This window comes from Streptosporangium subroseum (assembly GCF_900188345.1).
Lineage (GTDB): Bacteria > Actinomycetota > Actinomycetes > Streptosporangiales > Streptosporangiaceae > Streptosporangium > Streptosporangium subroseum.
Window position 1 is genome coordinate 110,100 of sequence record NZ_FZOD01000007.1, and the last position, 15,473, is coordinate 125,572.

Annotated in this window: 10 protein-coding genes; 6 read left to right on the forward strand and 4 right to left on the reverse strand. The window is 70.3% G+C overall.

Translation table 11 applies throughout. The features are described 5' to 3' along the window. Positions 1-54 precede the first annotated feature (54 nt). Positions 55-3,057: a galactose-binding domain-containing protein gene (locus CHC08_RS09730; protein ID WP_089206874.1), complete on the reverse strand. Its 3,003-nt coding sequence runs from the start codon at positions 3,055-3,057 to the stop codon at positions 55-57. 372 nt (positions 3,058-3,429) lie between these two features. On the opposite strand from CHC08_RS09730, the gene CHC08_RS09735 reads away from it, so the two are divergent. From CHC08_RS09735 to CHC08_RS09755, 5 genes are all read left to right on the forward strand, one after another. After that, entirely contained in the window at positions 3,430-4,779 is a 1,350-nt protein-coding gene (locus CHC08_RS09735; protein WP_089206875.1) for a DUF1996 domain-containing protein, read from the forward strand. Between the two features lie 346 nt (positions 4,780-5,125). Next, complete coding sequence (locus tag CHC08_RS09740) at positions 5,126-7,687, forward strand: glycoside hydrolase family 3 C-terminal domain-containing protein (RefSeq protein ID WP_089206876.1); 2,562 nt, start codon at positions 5,126-5,128, stop codon at positions 7,685-7,687. After that, complete coding sequence (locus CHC08_RS09745) at positions 7,684-8,736, forward strand: LacI family DNA-binding transcriptional regulator (RefSeq protein WP_089206877.1); 1,053 nt, start codon at positions 7,684-7,686, stop codon at positions 8,734-8,736. Before CHC08_RS09740 ends, CHC08_RS09745 begins: the two co-directional genes overlap by 4 nt. Positions 8,737-9,010: 274 nt before the next feature. After that, positions 9,011-9,445, forward strand: a complete 435-nt coding sequence (locus CHC08_RS09750) for an SgcJ/EcaC family oxidoreductase (RefSeq protein WP_089206878.1) — start codon at positions 9,011-9,013, stop codon at positions 9,443-9,445. A 245-nt stretch (positions 9,446-9,690) separates the two neighbouring features. After that, a complete protein-coding gene (locus CHC08_RS09755) occupies positions 9,691-10,707 on the forward strand; it encodes a CPBP family intramembrane glutamic endopeptidase (protein ID WP_179281961.1) in 1,017 nt (338 codons plus the stop codon). A 143-nt stretch (positions 10,708-10,850) separates the two neighbouring features. Here the strand turns inward: CHC08_RS09755 and CHC08_RS09760 are convergent, their stop codons facing one another. The 3 genes from CHC08_RS09760 to CHC08_RS09770 form a co-directional block, all read right to left on the reverse strand. Then, positions 10,851-11,741 (reverse strand): ABC transporter permease, encoded by an 891-nt coding sequence (locus CHC08_RS09760; RefSeq protein ID WP_089206880.1) that lies wholly within the window; start codon positions 11,739-11,741, stop codon positions 10,851-10,853. Next, a complete protein-coding gene (locus tag CHC08_RS09765; protein WP_089206881.1) occupies positions 11,734-12,657 on the reverse strand; it encodes an ABC transporter permease in 924 nt (307 codons plus the stop codon). Before CHC08_RS09765 ends, CHC08_RS09760 begins: the two co-directional genes overlap by 8 nt. Before the next feature lie 65 nt (positions 12,658-12,722). Continuing rightward, positions 12,723-14,330: a peptide ABC transporter substrate-binding protein gene (locus CHC08_RS09770; protein ID WP_179281962.1), complete on the reverse strand. Its 1,608-nt coding sequence runs from the start codon at positions 14,328-14,330 to the stop codon at positions 12,723-12,725. A gap of 127 nt (positions 14,331-14,457) precedes the next feature. On the opposite strand from CHC08_RS09770, the gene CHC08_RS09775 reads away from it, so the two are divergent. Continuing rightward, positions 14,458-15,435 carry a helix-turn-helix transcriptional regulator gene (locus CHC08_RS09775; RefSeq protein ID WP_089206883.1) on the forward strand — a complete coding sequence of 326 codons (978 nt, stop codon included), beginning with the start codon at positions 14,458-14,460 and terminating at the stop codon, positions 15,433-15,435. The last annotated feature ends 38 nt before the right edge of the window (positions 15,436-15,473 follow it).

The window sequence follows — 15,473 nt, forward strand, 5'->3', positions numbered from 1 at the left end:
GGTGTCGACGATCGACGCATGGCGAATGATCGCCGACACCCTTCTCACCGGCCCCTAGCCGTAGACGCCGAACTCGTAGAGCGAGTAGCCGTACGCCGTACCGCGCTGGGTGAGGTTCAGCCGGACGTACCTGGCCGACACGTTGAGCTCGATGGCGTCGAACCCGCCGTCACCGGTCGTGGTCGAGTAAGCGGTGCTCCAGTCCGAGCCGTTGGCCGAGGTCTGGAGCTGGTACGCCTTGCCGTACGCGGCCTCCCAGCCGAGCTGGACGCGCTTGATCGCGGTGGACGCGCCGAGGTCCACCTGGATCCACTGCGGGTCGGCCCACTCGCTGGCCCACCGAGAGGTGAAGCTGCCGTCGGTGGCCCGGCCCGGGGTGAACGGGCCGCCGTCGCCGGTCGGCTGATAGGTGGAGGCGGTGGTCGGCTTGCTGAGCGCCACGTTGGTTCCGGTGACCACCGGGGGGACCACGCGGAACGACCTCTGCTCGATGCCGACGTTGCCCTGCCCGTCGAAGGCGTACACGTAGACCTTCCACACGCCCATCTGCTCCGGCGCGGTCACCGTGAACCTGCCGGGGCCGGTCTGGACGAACCGGACGTTGTCGAGGCCGCGGTTGCCGTTGATGTGCTTGTTGCTGAACATGAGGTTGTAGCGGATCAGGTCGCTGTTCGGGTCGGTCGCGGCGACCTCGACGGTGAAGGTCTTTCCGGCCTGGACGGCGGTCTGCGAACCGACCGTCATCGAGGTGATCTCCGGGGGTGTGTTCGCCGAGGCCTGCCCGGTGTAGGCCGCCCTGAGCGAGTGGTAGCCGTGCCGCCGCCAGCCGCCGGTGGTGGTGTTGAGCCACACCCCGCCGAAGTCGTTCTCCAGGCCGTAGTGGAACTCGGTCGCGCCGAGCGCGACGCCCGGATGACTCTTGATCGCGTTCCAGCTGGCGGTGTACTGCTGCCGCTTCTGCAGGTCGGTCGGCTCGTTCGGGACGCCGTTGACGTCGCCCGGAACCTCCCACTCACCGTCGGGTCCGGCCTCGGTGACGATGTACGGCTTGGTGTACCCGCCGTTGATCCAGTCCTGCTTGACGGTGCCGATGGCGCCGTAGGAGTTGACCGCGAGCAGGTCCAGCGCCGGGGAATAGGCCTTGTAGTAGGTCCAGGCCTGGGTGTAGGCGTCGGTGGAGGTGACCGGGTGGCCCGGGTCGGCGGCGTGGATCGCCTGCGCCACCTCGTTGACGAACTTCGCGTACGCCACCCGCCGCTGCTCGACCACGTCGGCCGGCAGGCCGTGGTCCTGCATGGTGAGGATGACCTCGTTGCCGACGTCCCACATGAGCACGCCCTGGCGGCCCTTGAGGCTGTTGACCCGGGCGACGATCTCGTTCTTCACGCTGGTCTTGTACGCGGTGTCGTTGACGTAGTCGGCGCCCTGGTTGAGCCAGTGCCCGACGATGACCTTGATGCCCTGCTGGGCCGCCCTGTCGAGCAGCGCCGGGGTGTTGGCGTCGTCGACGCCCCAGAGACGGATCGTGTTGACGCCCATGGCCGCCAGGTCACGCATGTAGCCGTCGGCCGCGGCCTGCGGCGGGCCGTAGGTCATGCCCTTGATCTCGTAGGGTGAGCCGTTCACCTGGAGCTGCCAGCTGCCCTGCGAACCGGTGACCCTGACCGTGCTCGGCCCGGCCGGGGTGGCGGGGTCGGTCATGGCGGCGGGGACGGTGCCGGCCTGCCTGGAGACCGAGACCTGATCCACGCTCAGCACGCCGCCGGAGGTGGTGGCGGCGGTCGGCGTCGTGACGCCCGCGAGGGCGTTCGGCAGCGAGCCGCCGATGGCCAGGTCGAAGCGGAGGTAGAAGCCGTGGTGGAGGGCGGCGTTCCAGGCGGCGACACCGACCTGGCTCTCGCGCACGACCCAGGTCTGCCTGCCGTCGAGATAGAAGCGGACCTCCTCGTCGGTCTTGGTGCGATCGATGACCTGGCTGTATTCGTGGTAGCCGCTCTGGCAGCCCTCGCAGGTGGCGAAGCCGCCGGTGCGGCCGTTGTACTCGTTGCACACCCCGTCGGGGGCGGTGCCGCAGTGCAGGGCGTTGGCCAGCTGGTCGCGGCCGTTGACGTCGGTCATGATGTCGGTCTCGCCGACGGACGGCCAGTTGTTGTAGTTGCCCCGGTAGGCGGCGCCGGTCGCCCGGAAACCCGGCCAGTAGCCCAGGGCGCCTGCCACGTCGGGCTGCTTGAGCCGGGCGCTGAACCTGAGCATCTCGCCCGGTTGCGGCGTGAAGTCGGTGCGCTGGGTCTCGATCCGGCCGGAGGTCCAGTTGCCCGCGCCGTCCTTGATCGCCTTGATGTTCAGGTTGCCGCCGCCGTCCAGGAAGACGTTGGCCGTCGAGGCGCTCATGGTCTCGACCTCGCCGGTGCCCCAGTTCGCGGCGCCGCCGGGATACTGCTTGCCGGTGCGCAGGATCCAGTTCGCGGCCGAGGGGGAGGTGCCGGCCGACCCGGTGAAGTCGTCCTTCCACACCTCGGTCCAGGTGCCGGGCTGCTCGGGCCCGCCGCCGCCGGTGCCCGGCTGACCGTAGATCTGGAACTCCCACAGCGAGTAGCCGTAGCCGGTGCCGCGGACGGTGCCGGACATCCGCACGTACCGGCCGGAGCCGGTCACGTCCAGCGTCTGGGTGCCGCCGGTGCCGGTGGTGGTCGAGTAGATGTCGGTCCAGGACGAGCCGTCGCCGGAGACCTGGAGCTTGAACGCCTTGCCGTAGGCGGCCTCCCAGGTCAGCACGGCCCTGCTGATCGTCGCGGTGGCGCCCAGGTCGACCTGGAGCCACTGCGGATCGCTGAACGAGCTGGCCCACCGGGTGCCCGTCAGGTTTCCGTCGACCGCCGCCGCCGCGCTGTAGGCGGCGCCCTCGGACGACGAGGCCGTCGCCGTCTTGCCCTGCGACAGCAGACCGTCGGCGGCCGCCGCCGGACTGATGAACGCCAGACCGGAAATGACCAGGCTCGCCAGAGCGGCGATGACCAGGCCTAACCGGAACCGGCCCGAACTACGAGCTGGATGCACGATCTCTCCTCGAAAAAGGGGGTGCCTGCCGTACCGGGACGGCAAGGTGGAGGAGAGCGCTCTCCGTAATCGAGGGTGCTCCTGGAGATCGAGCAGTGTCAAGGCTCTTCCCCTCACGGGTTCGAAACACGTCGCTCACGCACCGCAGGATCTCGGCTCGGCGGATGCGCCTCTGAGGCATCTTTCCGCAGGACCGGGGCCTACAGCGGGGGTCGGAGACCTGCGGACGTCCCGTGTCAGGGGCATGAACAACAGGTTTCGGTTCGAGTCAGACTCCGTCTTGACAGTCGTGAGGGCGAGGAACAAGCTGAAAGGAGAGCGCTCTCCCATCTTCCGTTTCCCCAACGGTCACCCCCCACCGAAGGAGAGGGCATGCACTCAGCCCGAAGTCCAGTGCGACTACGCCTGGGCCTGATCGCCGCCACACTCACCGCGCTCGTCGCGGCCGGCCTGGCGATCATCACCCCCGCCGTCGCGGCGGACGCCCTGCTCTCGCAGAGCCGGCCCGCCACCGCCTCCTCCACCGAAGGAGGCGGGTACGGCGCCGGAGCCGCCTTCGACGGCAGCACCGGGACCCGCTGGTCCAGTGCCGCCGCCGACCCGCAGTGGATCCAGGTCGACCTCGGCGCCACCGCGACGGTCTCCCAGGTCGTCCTCAACTGGGAGGGGGCGTACGGCAGGGCCTTCAAGATCCAGGTCTCCAACGGCTCCTCTCCCTGGACCGACATCTACTCGACCACGACCGGCGCCGGCGGCACCCAGACCCTCAACGTCTCCGGCTCCGGCCGGTACGTGCGGATGTACGGCACCGCCCGCGGCACCGGCTACGGCTACTCGCTGTGGGAGTTCAAGGTGTACGGCACCGGCGGCGCCGGGACCCCCCCGAGGCCCAAGCCGACGTTCACCGACGAGGTGACGCACCACGAGTTCCAGGCCAACTGCTCCCTGACGGCGAACCGGCCCGACGACCCGATCGTCTACCCCGGCCTGCCCGGCGCCTCGCACATGCACACCTTCGTCGGCAACAGGACGACCAACGCGAGCAGCACGGCGTCGTCGCTCCTCGGCGGCGGCACCTCGTGCACCAACCCGCACGACAGGTCGGCCTACTGGTTCCCGAGCTTCTACAAGGGCACCCAGCTGGTCGAGCCGACCGGCAACCAGGTCATCTACTACAAGTCCGGCATCCTTAACTACTGGGAGGTGCAGCCCTTCCCGCAGGCCCTGCGCTTCGTCGTCGGCAGCCCGACCGCGACACTGGCGGAGTTCCGCGACTCCCCCGGCACCGTCGAGGGCTTCGAGTGCGGCGACATCTCCCGCAGCTGGGACATCCCGACGTCCTGCGTGGCGGGCAGCCAGGTGAACGTCCGTTACCAGTCGCCAAGCTGCTGGGACGGCGTCAACCTCGACAGCCCCAACCACAAGAGTCACATGTCCTACCCCGTCGGCGGCTACTGCCCGGCCACCCACCCGGTGGCGGTGCCGATGCTGGAGTTCAAGATCGCCTTCCCCGCGAGCGGTGATCTCTCTCAGGCGCGGCTGGCCAGCGGTCGCGGCTACACCTGGCACTACGACTTCTTCAACGCGTGGGACAACCCCGCCATCCTCGACGCCCTGGTGACCCACTGCATCAACGGTGGACTCCAGTGCAACCCGCGTGGATACGACCTGTACAAGCCGCATCGCGGCGCCGCCCTCACGGAGAACTTCGAGCTCCCCTGACCGCGCGTGCCCGGCCCCCGGGCCCTCCGGACGGGGCCGGGCACGTGCCCCTCGACCCGGGAAGGTCTCCCATGCGACGCACCGGCGTCATTCTCGCCCGCTCCCTGAGCTCCATGAGACCTGCCGGCGTGGTTATCGCCCGTTTCTCGCATCCGGTCCGGCCGTCGGCTCGCGGGCCGGTCCGGTGACGGGCTCCCTCCGCTCCTCGTGTCCGGTCCGGACGTGATCCCTCCGCGCCGGCCGTCCCGCCGAATTCCGGCATTGACAGCGCCCGTCGGGGCGGTGACGCTGGATCGTGTCGGAGAGCGCTCTCCACCAGTGATCTTCACCAGCGAAGGGAAACCATGTGATCATCGACGAGCTCGACCGTCTGGTGGAGAAACTGGACCTGGAGCGGAAGGTACGGCTGCTCACCGGGGCGACCGTCTGGTCCACCCACGCCGAGCCGGACATCGGGCTGCGGGCCATGGTCACCTCCGACGGCCCCGTCGGCGTGCGCGGGCAGGGATGGGACGAGCGGAGCCCCTCGCTGACCCTGCCCTCGGCGACCGCACTGGCCGCGACCTGGGATGACGACCTGGTGAGACTGCTGGGCGGGCTGCTCGCCGCCGAGGCGCGGCGCAAGGGCGTTCATGTCCTGCTCGCCCCGACGCTCAACCTGCACCGCTCGCCACTCGGCGGCCGCCATTTCGAGTGTTACTCCGAGGATCCCCTGCTGACCGGCCGGATCGGCGCCGCCTACATCCGCGGCGTCCAGGCGGGCGGGGTGGCGGCCACCGCCAAGCACTACGTCGCCAACGACTCCGAGACCGAACGGCTCACCCTCGACGCCCGCGTCGACGAGCAGACCCTGCGCGAGCTGTACCTGGCACCGTTCGAGGCCGCGGTGGAGGCCGGAGTCTGGGCCGTCATGTCTGCCTACAACGGGGTGAACGGGACCACGATGTCGGAGAATCCCCTGCTCGCCGACCCGCTCAAGGCGGCGTGGGGCTTCGACGGGGTGGTCGTGTCCGACTGGGGAGGCGTCCGCTCCACCGGTCCCGCGGCCCGCGCCGCGCAGGACCTCGCGATGCCGGGCCCCCAGGGCCCCTGGGGGGAGGCGCTGGTCGCCGCGGTGCGCGCGGGCGATGTGCCGGAGGCCGCGATCGACGACAAGGTCCGGCGCCTGCTCCGGCTGGCCTCCAGGGTCGGCGCGCTGGATCCCGGCCTCTCGGCGGACGGCCCCGCCGCCTTCCCCGACCCCGCCGAGCGAGGGGACCACGGCCCCACCCCCGCAGAGTGGGGAGGCCAGGACCTCGCCCACACCGGGCGGGAAGATCACGACCCTGCCCGTGCGCTGCTGCGCCGGGCCGTCGCCGCGGGCACCGTACTCCTGCGCAACGAGGACTCGCTGCTCCCCCTGGATCCCTCACGCCTGCGCAGGGTCGCCGTGCTCGGGCCGAACGCCGTCACCGCCCGGATCCAGGGCGGCGGCAGCGCGGGTGTGTACCCCGTCTCCGTGGTGTCCCCCCTCGACGGCATCCGCGACGCGCTGTCCGGCACGGCGGAGGTGGTCCACTCCCCCGGCGTGCATCTCGACGACCGGCCCACCCCGCTGGGCACGGGCAACGCCCGCAACCCGCTGACCGGCGAACCCGGCGTCCTGGTCCGGCTGCTGGACGCCGCCGGCGCGGAGATCCACACCGAGCACCGGCTGACCGGCCGCATCCTGGAGCCGGCGCGGATCGACTCCGCCGCCGCCGTCGAGATCCGCGCGCTCCTGAGCCCGGAGGCGGACGGCCTCTGGGACCTGGCCGTCGCCGGATGGGGCCGCGTCTTCCTGGAGGCGGACGGCCGCGTCCTGATCGACGAGGAGGTCGAGCGCGACACCGACGACCCCGCCACCGTTCACCTGTCCCCGCCGTACCGGCGCGCCCGGCTCACGATGGCCGCGGGCCGCGACGTGGAACTCGTCTCCCGGCGGCGGCTCGACCCCGGGAGCGGAATCGCCTCCGTCCTGGCCGCCGACCCGCCCTGGCGCGATGACGAGGTGGAGCTGGCCGCCGCGGTCGAGCTCGCCCGGACCTGCGATGCCGTCGTCGTCGTGGTGGGCACCACGGAGGAGATCGAGAGCGAGGGCGTCGACCGTACGCACCTAAATCTGCCGGGGCGCCAGGACGAGCTGGTCCGCGCGGTGGCCGCGGCCAATCCGGCCACCGTCGTGGTCGTCAACTCCGGCGGCCCCGTGGTCCTGCCGTGGCGCGAGGAGGTGCCGGCCGTACTTTTGAGCTGGTTTCCCGGGCAGGAGGCCGGGCACGGCCTCGCCGACGTCCTGTTCGGCCACGCCGAGCCCTGCGGCCGGCTGCCCACCACCTGGGCCGGCCGGGCCCTCGTCTCCACCGTCCCCGAGGACGGGACGCTCGCCTACGCCGAGGGTCCGGACATCGGTTACCGTGCCTGGCTGCGGCAGCCCACGCCGCCCGCGTACTGGTTCGGGCACGGGCTCGGCTACACGTCCTGGTCGTACGAGAGCCTCTCCGTTCCCCCGGACGCCGTCCCCGGCGAACCGTTCTCCGTCCGGGTACGGCTGCGCAACACCGGCGAGCGGGCCGGGCGCGAGGTCGTCCAGGTGTATCTGTCCCGGCCGGAGACCGGCGTGGCCCGTCCCGCGCGCTGGCTGGCCGGCTACGCCACGGTTGACGCGGGTCCCGGCGAGGTCGTCGACGTCACGGTGGACCTCCCCGCGCGGGCCTTCCAGCACTGGTCGGCCGGCCACCGCACCTGGCGGGCCGAGGAGGGCGCCTTCACGGTGCTCGCCGGACGCTCGGTCGCCGACCTGCCGCTCCGCGGCACGGCGCTCCTCGGTCCGGAGGGGTCGCGGCCCGAGCTGGTCGGAGAGCGCTCTCCCATGCTACTGAAGGCTCCATGAGCGAAGGCCTCCCCCTCCCCCGAGTGCCGGGACCCCCCACCCTGGAGGACGTGGCGTGTACGGCGGGGGTCTCCCGCGCCACGGTCTCCCGCGTGATCAACGGAATTCGCAACGTCGATCTCGCGATCCAGGAGCGGGTGCAGCAGGCGATCATCCTTACCGGCTACGTTCCCAACCAGGCCGCGCGTTCACTGGTCACCCGGCGGGCGGGGTCGATCGCCCTGATCGTCTCCGGAGCCGGCGGCGAGGAGAACCTGTTTCCCCATCAGGTCTTCGCCGATCCGTTCTTCGGGCGCGTGGTCGGGGGCGTCGTCGGCTTCCTGCGCCCGCTGGGCATCTATCCGACCCTGATGTTCGCCGACACCCCGGAGACCCGCGACCAGGTCATCGCCTACCTGCGCCGGGGCAACGCCGACGGGGCCATCCTGGTCTCCATCAGCACCGAGGACACGCTGCCCCAACTGCTCGCCGACGCCTCGCTGCCCGCCGTGCTCTTCGCCAGACCGGTCCGGCCGATCCCGATCACCTACGTCGACGTGGCGCACCGGACCGGGGGCAAGCTGGCCGCCGACCACCTCGTGGCCCGCGGCCGCCGTCGGCTGGCGACCATCTCCGGTCCGCTCGACGTGCCCGCCAGCCGGAGCCGCCTCGCGGGATTCCAGGACGCGATGGCCGTCCACGGCCATCCCTACCTTCCCAGCGCCGAGGGCAACTTCACCCTTCCCAGCGGCGAGGTGGCGATGGAACGGCTGCTCGCCGAGCACCCCGACCTCGACGGCGTCTTCGCGGCCAACGACCTGATGGCCCAGGGCGCCCTGCTGGTACTGCGCCAGCACGGACGCCGCGTGCCCGACGACGTGGCCGTGGTGGGCTTCGACGACAGCAGCGCGGCGCTGGCCTGCCGCCCGCCGCTCACCACCGTCCGCCACCCCGTCGAGGACATGGCCGCCGAGATGGGACGGCTGCTGCTGGCCCACATCGAGCAGCCCGACCACCCGGTGACCTCACGGATCTTCGAGCCCACCCTGGTGATCAGGGAGTCGGCCTGACGGCCCAGCACCTGTCCTCGCCGGCCCGCAGCGCCTGCGGTTGACACCTGTGGGCTGGAGGACCGATGAGTTTTCGCCGTCCGGCGCCTCTGTACCTGTAGACGGCCGCCAACGGCGCGGGCCGGTGGCAGCCATGATCTTCTCGCCCGGATGAGGGGGCACAGCGGATCGATCATTGGCCCGCTGACCGCGTGGCTGCTGTCCAGAACGGCACGAGTGCCGCGTTGATCACCGAGGCGGTTGCACGGCAACCCAATGATCTTTGGAGGATGAGATGAGTTCAGATCTTCACGAACCAGCGGCGCCGGGCGGCGCCTCATCGGCGCACGACGGGGAGCGTGCCGTACTCGCCTTGTTCGACGCGACATCGAGCGCGTGGAGCGACGGTGACGGCGGCGCGTTCGCCGACCGCTACGCCGAGGACGCCACGGTGATCCTGCCCGGAGTCCACCTGCGGGGCAGAGCCGAGATCCGGACGAGCATGGGCGAGGCCTTCGCCGGGCCGCTGAAGGGCTCACGGCGCATCCACACGCCGCAAAGCGTACGGTTCCTGGCCGAGGACGTGGCCGTCGTGGTCACCCGCAGCGCCACCGCCTTCCCGGGCGAGGCCGAACCTCCGTCCGATCGGTGGGAGTGGGCGACCTGGGCACTCGCACGACACGGCGGCCGATGGCTCGTCGAGTCGTATCACGGCTGCCCCGCCGGGTGATCGAGGACGAGGTTTCATGACCCACCACGCACAGCGAAGGAGCCCGCGTCCACAGGGCGTTCCCGTTGCCTCCAGGGTCTCGGCAGGCCGTCGGCGGAGGTGTTCTCTCCGTACACGGTGATCTGCGGGGCGGGGCTGATCGGCACGTTATCGCCGGCAGAGGGTGGCGAAGGCAAGACGGAAGCCCCGTCGGCCATCCGAGAACCCTGTCACGCCGACACCGGACCTGGAACAGAATGAAGCCCATGCATGACCCACAGGACTTCCAGCCCGCGGGGACGCCCCACCAGCCGGTCGGCCCGCCTCAGCACTACCTCCCCTCGCCGCGGCCCACGGCGTGGATCGTGTCGGCTCCGCCCGGCAGCCGTTACGACCGGCTGGCCCGCACACCCCTGCACGCCTGGTGGCGGCCCGTGCTGGGCACGGTTCTGGTCGCCGTGGGGTTCGTCGTGATCGGGGCCGCGATCGTCATCGGCGGTAGCCTGATCGGTTGGATCGCGGGCGCCAAGACGAGCGGCTCGCTGCTCGATCTGACGATCAACCTGCTCTCGCTCGCCGCCGTGATACCGGCGGTGTACGGCGTGGCGGTATGGATCCAGCGGCGCCCGCCGGGCACGCTCTCCTCGGTCCTCGGGCGCCTGCGATGGCGCTGGATGGCGCTGTGCACGGGAGTGGCGGTCGGCGCCGCGGCGCTGGGCCAGGCCGCGCTCGTCGCCACCTACGCCGCCACCGGGGAGGACCTCGATCAGCTGTTCGGCTGGGTGGGCTGGAGCCGTTTCCTGCCGACTCTGATCGTCACCCTGCTGCTGGTGCCCTTCCAGGCCGCCGCCGAGGAATACATCTTCCGGGGTTGGCTGATCCAGGCCTTCGGCGCGTTCTTCGCCAACCCCTGGCCCGGCATCCTGCTGGGCGCGACCGTGTTCACCGCGATGCACGCGTATGTCGACTGGGGCATCGTGGACGTCTTCACCTTCGCCGTGCTGATGGGCTGGCTGGTCGTGCGCACCGGCGGCCTGGAGGCCGCCATCGCCCTGCACCTGGTCAACAACGTGCTGGCCTTCGGTCTCAGCGGCGCCGACGGAACGCTGGAGGAGGCGCTGAAGCAGGGGTCCGTACCCTGGCAGGGCCTGTCCGGCACGGTGGTGCAGCTCGGCGTCTTCGGGATCGCGGTGGTGATCCTGGCCAGGAGGCGAGGGGTCGCGACGCTCTCCCCGCGACCGGCGGGCTTCGGGTCGCCGGCCCTCCCGCACCCGTCGCCGTGACCGTGCGCCCCTCCCGGACTGCCTGCCGCTGTGCGTCATGATGCGGGCGTATTGCGGCGGCAGCCCGTACGGGCGGTCACGCCTACGGGCACGTGACCGTCACGGCGATGGGATCGCCGTCCGTTCGGCGGCGAGAAGCGAGGTCAGCGGAGTTTGGGGTCCAGGGCGTCACGGACGACGTCGCCCAGCAGCAGGAAGCTGAGCACCGTCGCGGTGAGGAACAGCGACGGGAAGACGAGCAGGTGGGGGTTCTCGGCGAAGTAGGACTGGGCGACGTTGAGCTGCAGGCCCCAGGAGACGTCGGGATACTGCAGGCCCACGCCCAGGTAGTCAAGGGTGGCCTCGCCGGCGATGACGTTGCCCACGTTGAGCATGGCCACCACGAAGACCGGGGCGATCGCGTTGGGCAGGATGTGCTTGAACATGATCCGCCGATCATTCGCGCCGAGCATCCGGGCGGCGGCCACGAAGTCCATGTCGCGGACCGCGATCACCTGGGCGCGCATGAGACGGGTCATCGTGGTCCAGCCCAGCACGACCAGTGCCAGGGTCATCGCCCAGATGCCGTGCCGGGGGAAGGCGATCAGGATCACGGTCGCGCCCAGGACGAAGGGGATGCCGAAGAACACGTCGGTGAGCCGGGAGATGACCGCGTCCAGCCAGCCGCCATAGTAACCGGCGAGCAGGCCGAGCACGATCGAGATGAGCAGCGCGAAGACCGTCACCGCGATGCCGATCATGACGGAGGCGCGGGTGCCGTGCACGATCTGCGACCAGTACTCGCAGCCTTGGGTGTCGTAGCCGAACACCGCGACGCCGTCCGGTCCCTTCCTGAACAGCCGCAGGTTGCACCTCTCGTACGGGCCGAGCCCGGTGAACAGGCCGGGAAAGGCTGCCATCACGACGGCGACCACGAGGATCACCGCCGAGAGCCAGAAGATCACCCGGCCGCGCAGTTCCAGCCAGGCGTCGTACCAGAGCGACCCCGGCTTCATCCGGTCCGCCCCCGTCTCCGCGATCTGGGCCTCAAGCACGGCGGATCCTCGGGTCGAGCACGCCGTACAGGAGGTCGACGAGCAGGTTGACCACGATGAAGATCATCACAAGCATGGTGACGATGCCGACGACGACGGGACCCTCCTGGAGCTGGATGGACTGGAAGACCTGCTGGCCGATGCCCGGCAGGTTGAAGATGCCCTCGGTGACGATCGCGCCGGCCATCAGGTTGCCGAAGTCCACGCCGAGGAAGGTGACCACCGGGATCAGCGAGTTGCGCAGCGCGTGCCTGCCGATCACCCGTCTTCGGCGCAGTCCTTTGGCGCGTGCCGTACGGACGTAGTCGGCCCGCACGTTCTCGATCAGGCTGGTGCGGGTCAGCCGTGCCACGTAGGCCAGGCCGAACGAGCCCAGCACCATGCCGGGCAGCAGGTAGCTGACCGGCCACCCCTCGTCCACGCCCGCGGTCGGGAACAGCGCGAGGTTCAGGCCCAGCAGGATCTGCGCGGTGTAGCCGACGACAAAGACGGGGACCGCGATGACAAACGTGGTCCCGGCCAGCACCGCCGTGTCGGCGATCCCGCCCCGGCGCAGCCCCGCGATCACGCCGAGGCCGATGCCGACCACGAGCTCGAAGATCCAGGCGGTGACGGCGAGCTGTGCGGTCACCGCCCACCGTCCCTGGAGCAGCTCGCTGACCGGCTGCCCGGTGAAGGTCTGCCCCAGATCGCCCTGGACGGCGTTCAGCATGTAGCGGCCGTACTGGACGAGCAGCGGGTCGTTGAGGTGGTAGCGCTCCCGGAGCGTGTGGAGGAGCTCGGGAGACAGGGGCTTGTCCCCCGCCAGGGCCACGATCGGATCGCCGGGCAGCGCGAAGACCATCGCGTAGATCAGGAACGTGGTGGCGAAGAAGACCGGGACGGCCTGGAGCAGCCGCTGGATCGTGTATCTCACGGTCGCGCCTCGGGGGAAGACCCCGGAGCGGTGTGCTCCGGGGTCGCGAGTGCCTCGTGGATCAACTACTTCACCGTGATCAGGTCGAGGTTCGGGCTGTAGGCGTCGATCTGGACTCCGGTGATCTTGTCGGAGTATCCGCCCTGGTCCTGCCAGTTCCAGAGCGGGGCCATCGGCATCTCGCGCAGCGCCACGTCCTCGGCCTGCTGGTAGAGGGGGATGCTGGCCTCCATGCCGGCCGCGGAGTTGGCCTGGGCGATCAGGTCGTTGAACTCCTTGCTCTCCCAGCCCATCCGGTTGCCCTCTCCCCACATCGGCTGCAGGTAGTTCTGCGGGCTCGGGTAGTCCATCACCCAGTTGTTGCGGTACGGCCCGTCCTGCTTGTGCTCGCGGAGCGTCGACAGGTAGTCGGCCGCCGGGACCTTGCGGAACTGGATGTCGGCGATCCCGAGGTTGTCCTTGAGCTGGTTGGCCACCGCGGTCATCCACTGCTCGTAGCTGGGATCGGCGTTGGAGAAGTAGAGGTTCATCGTGCCGCTGAACCCGCCGGCCTTGTCGAACAGCGCCTTGGCCTTGGCCACGTCGTAGACGCAGGCCTCGCCGCAGGCGCCCTCCCGGTAGCCCGGCACCAGCGGCGCCACCAGCGAGCTCATCGGCTTGAAGGCGCCGTTGAACACCGCGTCCACGATCGCCTGCCGGTCGATGGCCATCGAGATGGCCCTGCGCAGGTCGGCACTGGCGAAGCGCTTGTCGAAGACGGGGAAGCCCAGGTAGTCCATGGTCCCGCTCGGCGTGGCCACGAACCTGTCGCCGAGCAGCTTCTTGGCCTCGGGGGCGCTGGCCGGCGGAATCGTCTGGATCAGGTCCACCTTGCCGGCCCGCAGGTCCACGTAGGCGGTGTCGCGGCTCTCATAGATCTTGAAGTTGATCGAGCCGGACTTGGCGGGGCGAGGCCCGGCGTAGCCCTCGAACTTCTTCACCTTGATCTGCCGGTTGCGCACCCAGGTGCCGTCCAGGGCGAACGGTCCGTTGCCGATCGGCTTGATGTCGTAGGCCGCCAGGTCGGCGAAGGCCGCCTTGGGCATCGGGGCGAACCCGGTGTAGGCCAGGGTGATCGGGAACTGGCTGAACGGCCCGGTCAGCGTCACCTGAAGGGTGTTGGGGTCCACGACCTTGAGCCCGCTCAGCTTGTCGACGGTCGGCTTGGGCGCCTCCTCCGAGCCCTCGGGGGCCTCCGGGTTCAGCTTGTCGTAGCCCTCGATGTTCTCGAAGTAGTAGTTGTTGGTCCACGCGTTGGGACCGTAGGCCGCGGCGTTCCACGCGTCGGCGAAACTCTCGGCGGTCACCGGCTCACCGTTGTGGAACTTCTGCCCCGGCTTGATCTTGATCGTCCAGACCTTCTGGTCCTCGCTGGTCACCGACTCGGCGGCTCGCATCTGCGGCTGCCCCTTCGCGTCGATGACGACCGGCAGGTCGAACAGCGCCTGCAGGACGGTGATCGAGTAGCTGCTGGAGGTGTTGCCGGGGGTCAGGTGGTCCGGTTCGGTCAGCGCGACCGAGAACTCCTTGGCGCCCGGCTGCCCGCCGCCGGCCGCCGGCGGCTCCGACCCGCCACACGCGCTCACCGCGAGCGCCGTCGCCAGGAGGACGGCGAATCCTCGTATTCTCGTCAAGACCGTCACGTGTTCCTCCCGGGGGGTGTTGCCGGAGAGGGTAAAGAGGCTGACAAGCCGTGACATCGGAGAGTTTACGTATTCCCTCCGCCGGGGGGCATACGGCACTCTGGGCATGGAGGAGACCATGGACCAGATCACCCTGAGCCCGCGCCACCTCCACGCGTTCACCGAGGTGGGTTTTCAGGTCGCCGGACGCAGCGGCGTGCCCGGCGCGATGCGCGCGCTACGCGAGATCGTCGCGCTGGAGGCCTACGAGTTCGTCGCCTACGACCCGGCGACCGGGAGGCACCGCAGCCTGGTCTCGGACGGCTACGCGCGGGTCGACGGCGACGCCGCCGAGGAGTATGTCCGGCTCGATCCCTATCGCCGGGCGATGGACACGCGGACGCCGCTGGTCATGGGCGCCCCGGGCACCGAGCGCTACTTCCGGCGCCACCTCGAGCCGTACGGCTGGCGCGCCGGACTGACCACTCCCCTGTTCCTGACCGAGGGCCGCTACACCGGGCTGCTCCATCTGAACGCCCGCGACCCCTCGGCCTTCCTGGGCCAGGCCGGAACGCTGATCAGCGCCGTCTCCCCCACCCTGGCCCACGTCACCGACCTGAGCCGCTGCGTGATCGACCCCGTCGGCCTGCCGCCGGGCTTCCACGCCGTGGCCTTCGACCGCGGCGGCACCCGCAGGGACGTCGCCGACACCCCGTCCTCGGAGACCGTCGCCGCCGAGCCCGCCATGGCGGAGCTCGCCAGGGAGTTCATCGACTCCCGCGAGCTCAACCGGCGCGGGCTCTGGCAGGACGGGACCGGGCGGTGGCATGAGGTGCGGTTGCTGCGCGCCGGCGTCGGACCGCACGGCGCCCTCCAGGGCGCGGTGATCGCCGAACGCCCGTGCGCCCTGCCGTACGAGCTGACCGCCAGGGAGGTCGATGTGATCACCCACGTCGCGCTCGGCGACTCCAACCCGCAGATCGCGGCGGCGCTGGTGCTGAGCATCCGTACGGTCACCACCCACCTGGAGCACATCTTCGCCAAGCTCGGCTGCGAGAGCCGGACCCGGCTCACCACCAAGGCCCTCGCCGAGGGTCTGTGCCGGCTGCTCATCTGAGGCCCGGTCCGCCCGGCGGGAGCGGTGTATCGGGGTCC

Excerpts from the sequence above, each read along its gene's own strand:
- CHC08_RS09735 (WP_089206875.1), top strand. The coding sequence starts at position 3,430 with ATGCACTCAGCCCGAAGTCCAGTGCGACTACGCCTGGGCCTGATCGCC.
- CHC08_RS09745 (WP_089206877.1), top strand. The coding sequence starts at position 7,684 with ATGAGCGAAGGCCTCCCCCTCCCCCGAGTGCCGGGACCCCCCACCCTG.
- CHC08_RS09750 (WP_089206878.1), top strand. The coding sequence starts at position 9,011 with ATGAGTTCAGATCTTCACGAACCAGCGGCGCCGGGCGGCGCCTCATCG.
- CHC08_RS09755 (WP_179281961.1), top strand. The coding sequence starts at position 9,691 with ATGCATGACCCACAGGACTTCCAGCCCGCGGGGACGCCCCACCAGCCG.
- CHC08_RS09775 (WP_089206883.1), top strand. The coding sequence starts at position 14,458 with ATGGACCAGATCACCCTGAGCCCGCGCCACCTCCACGCGTTCACCGAG.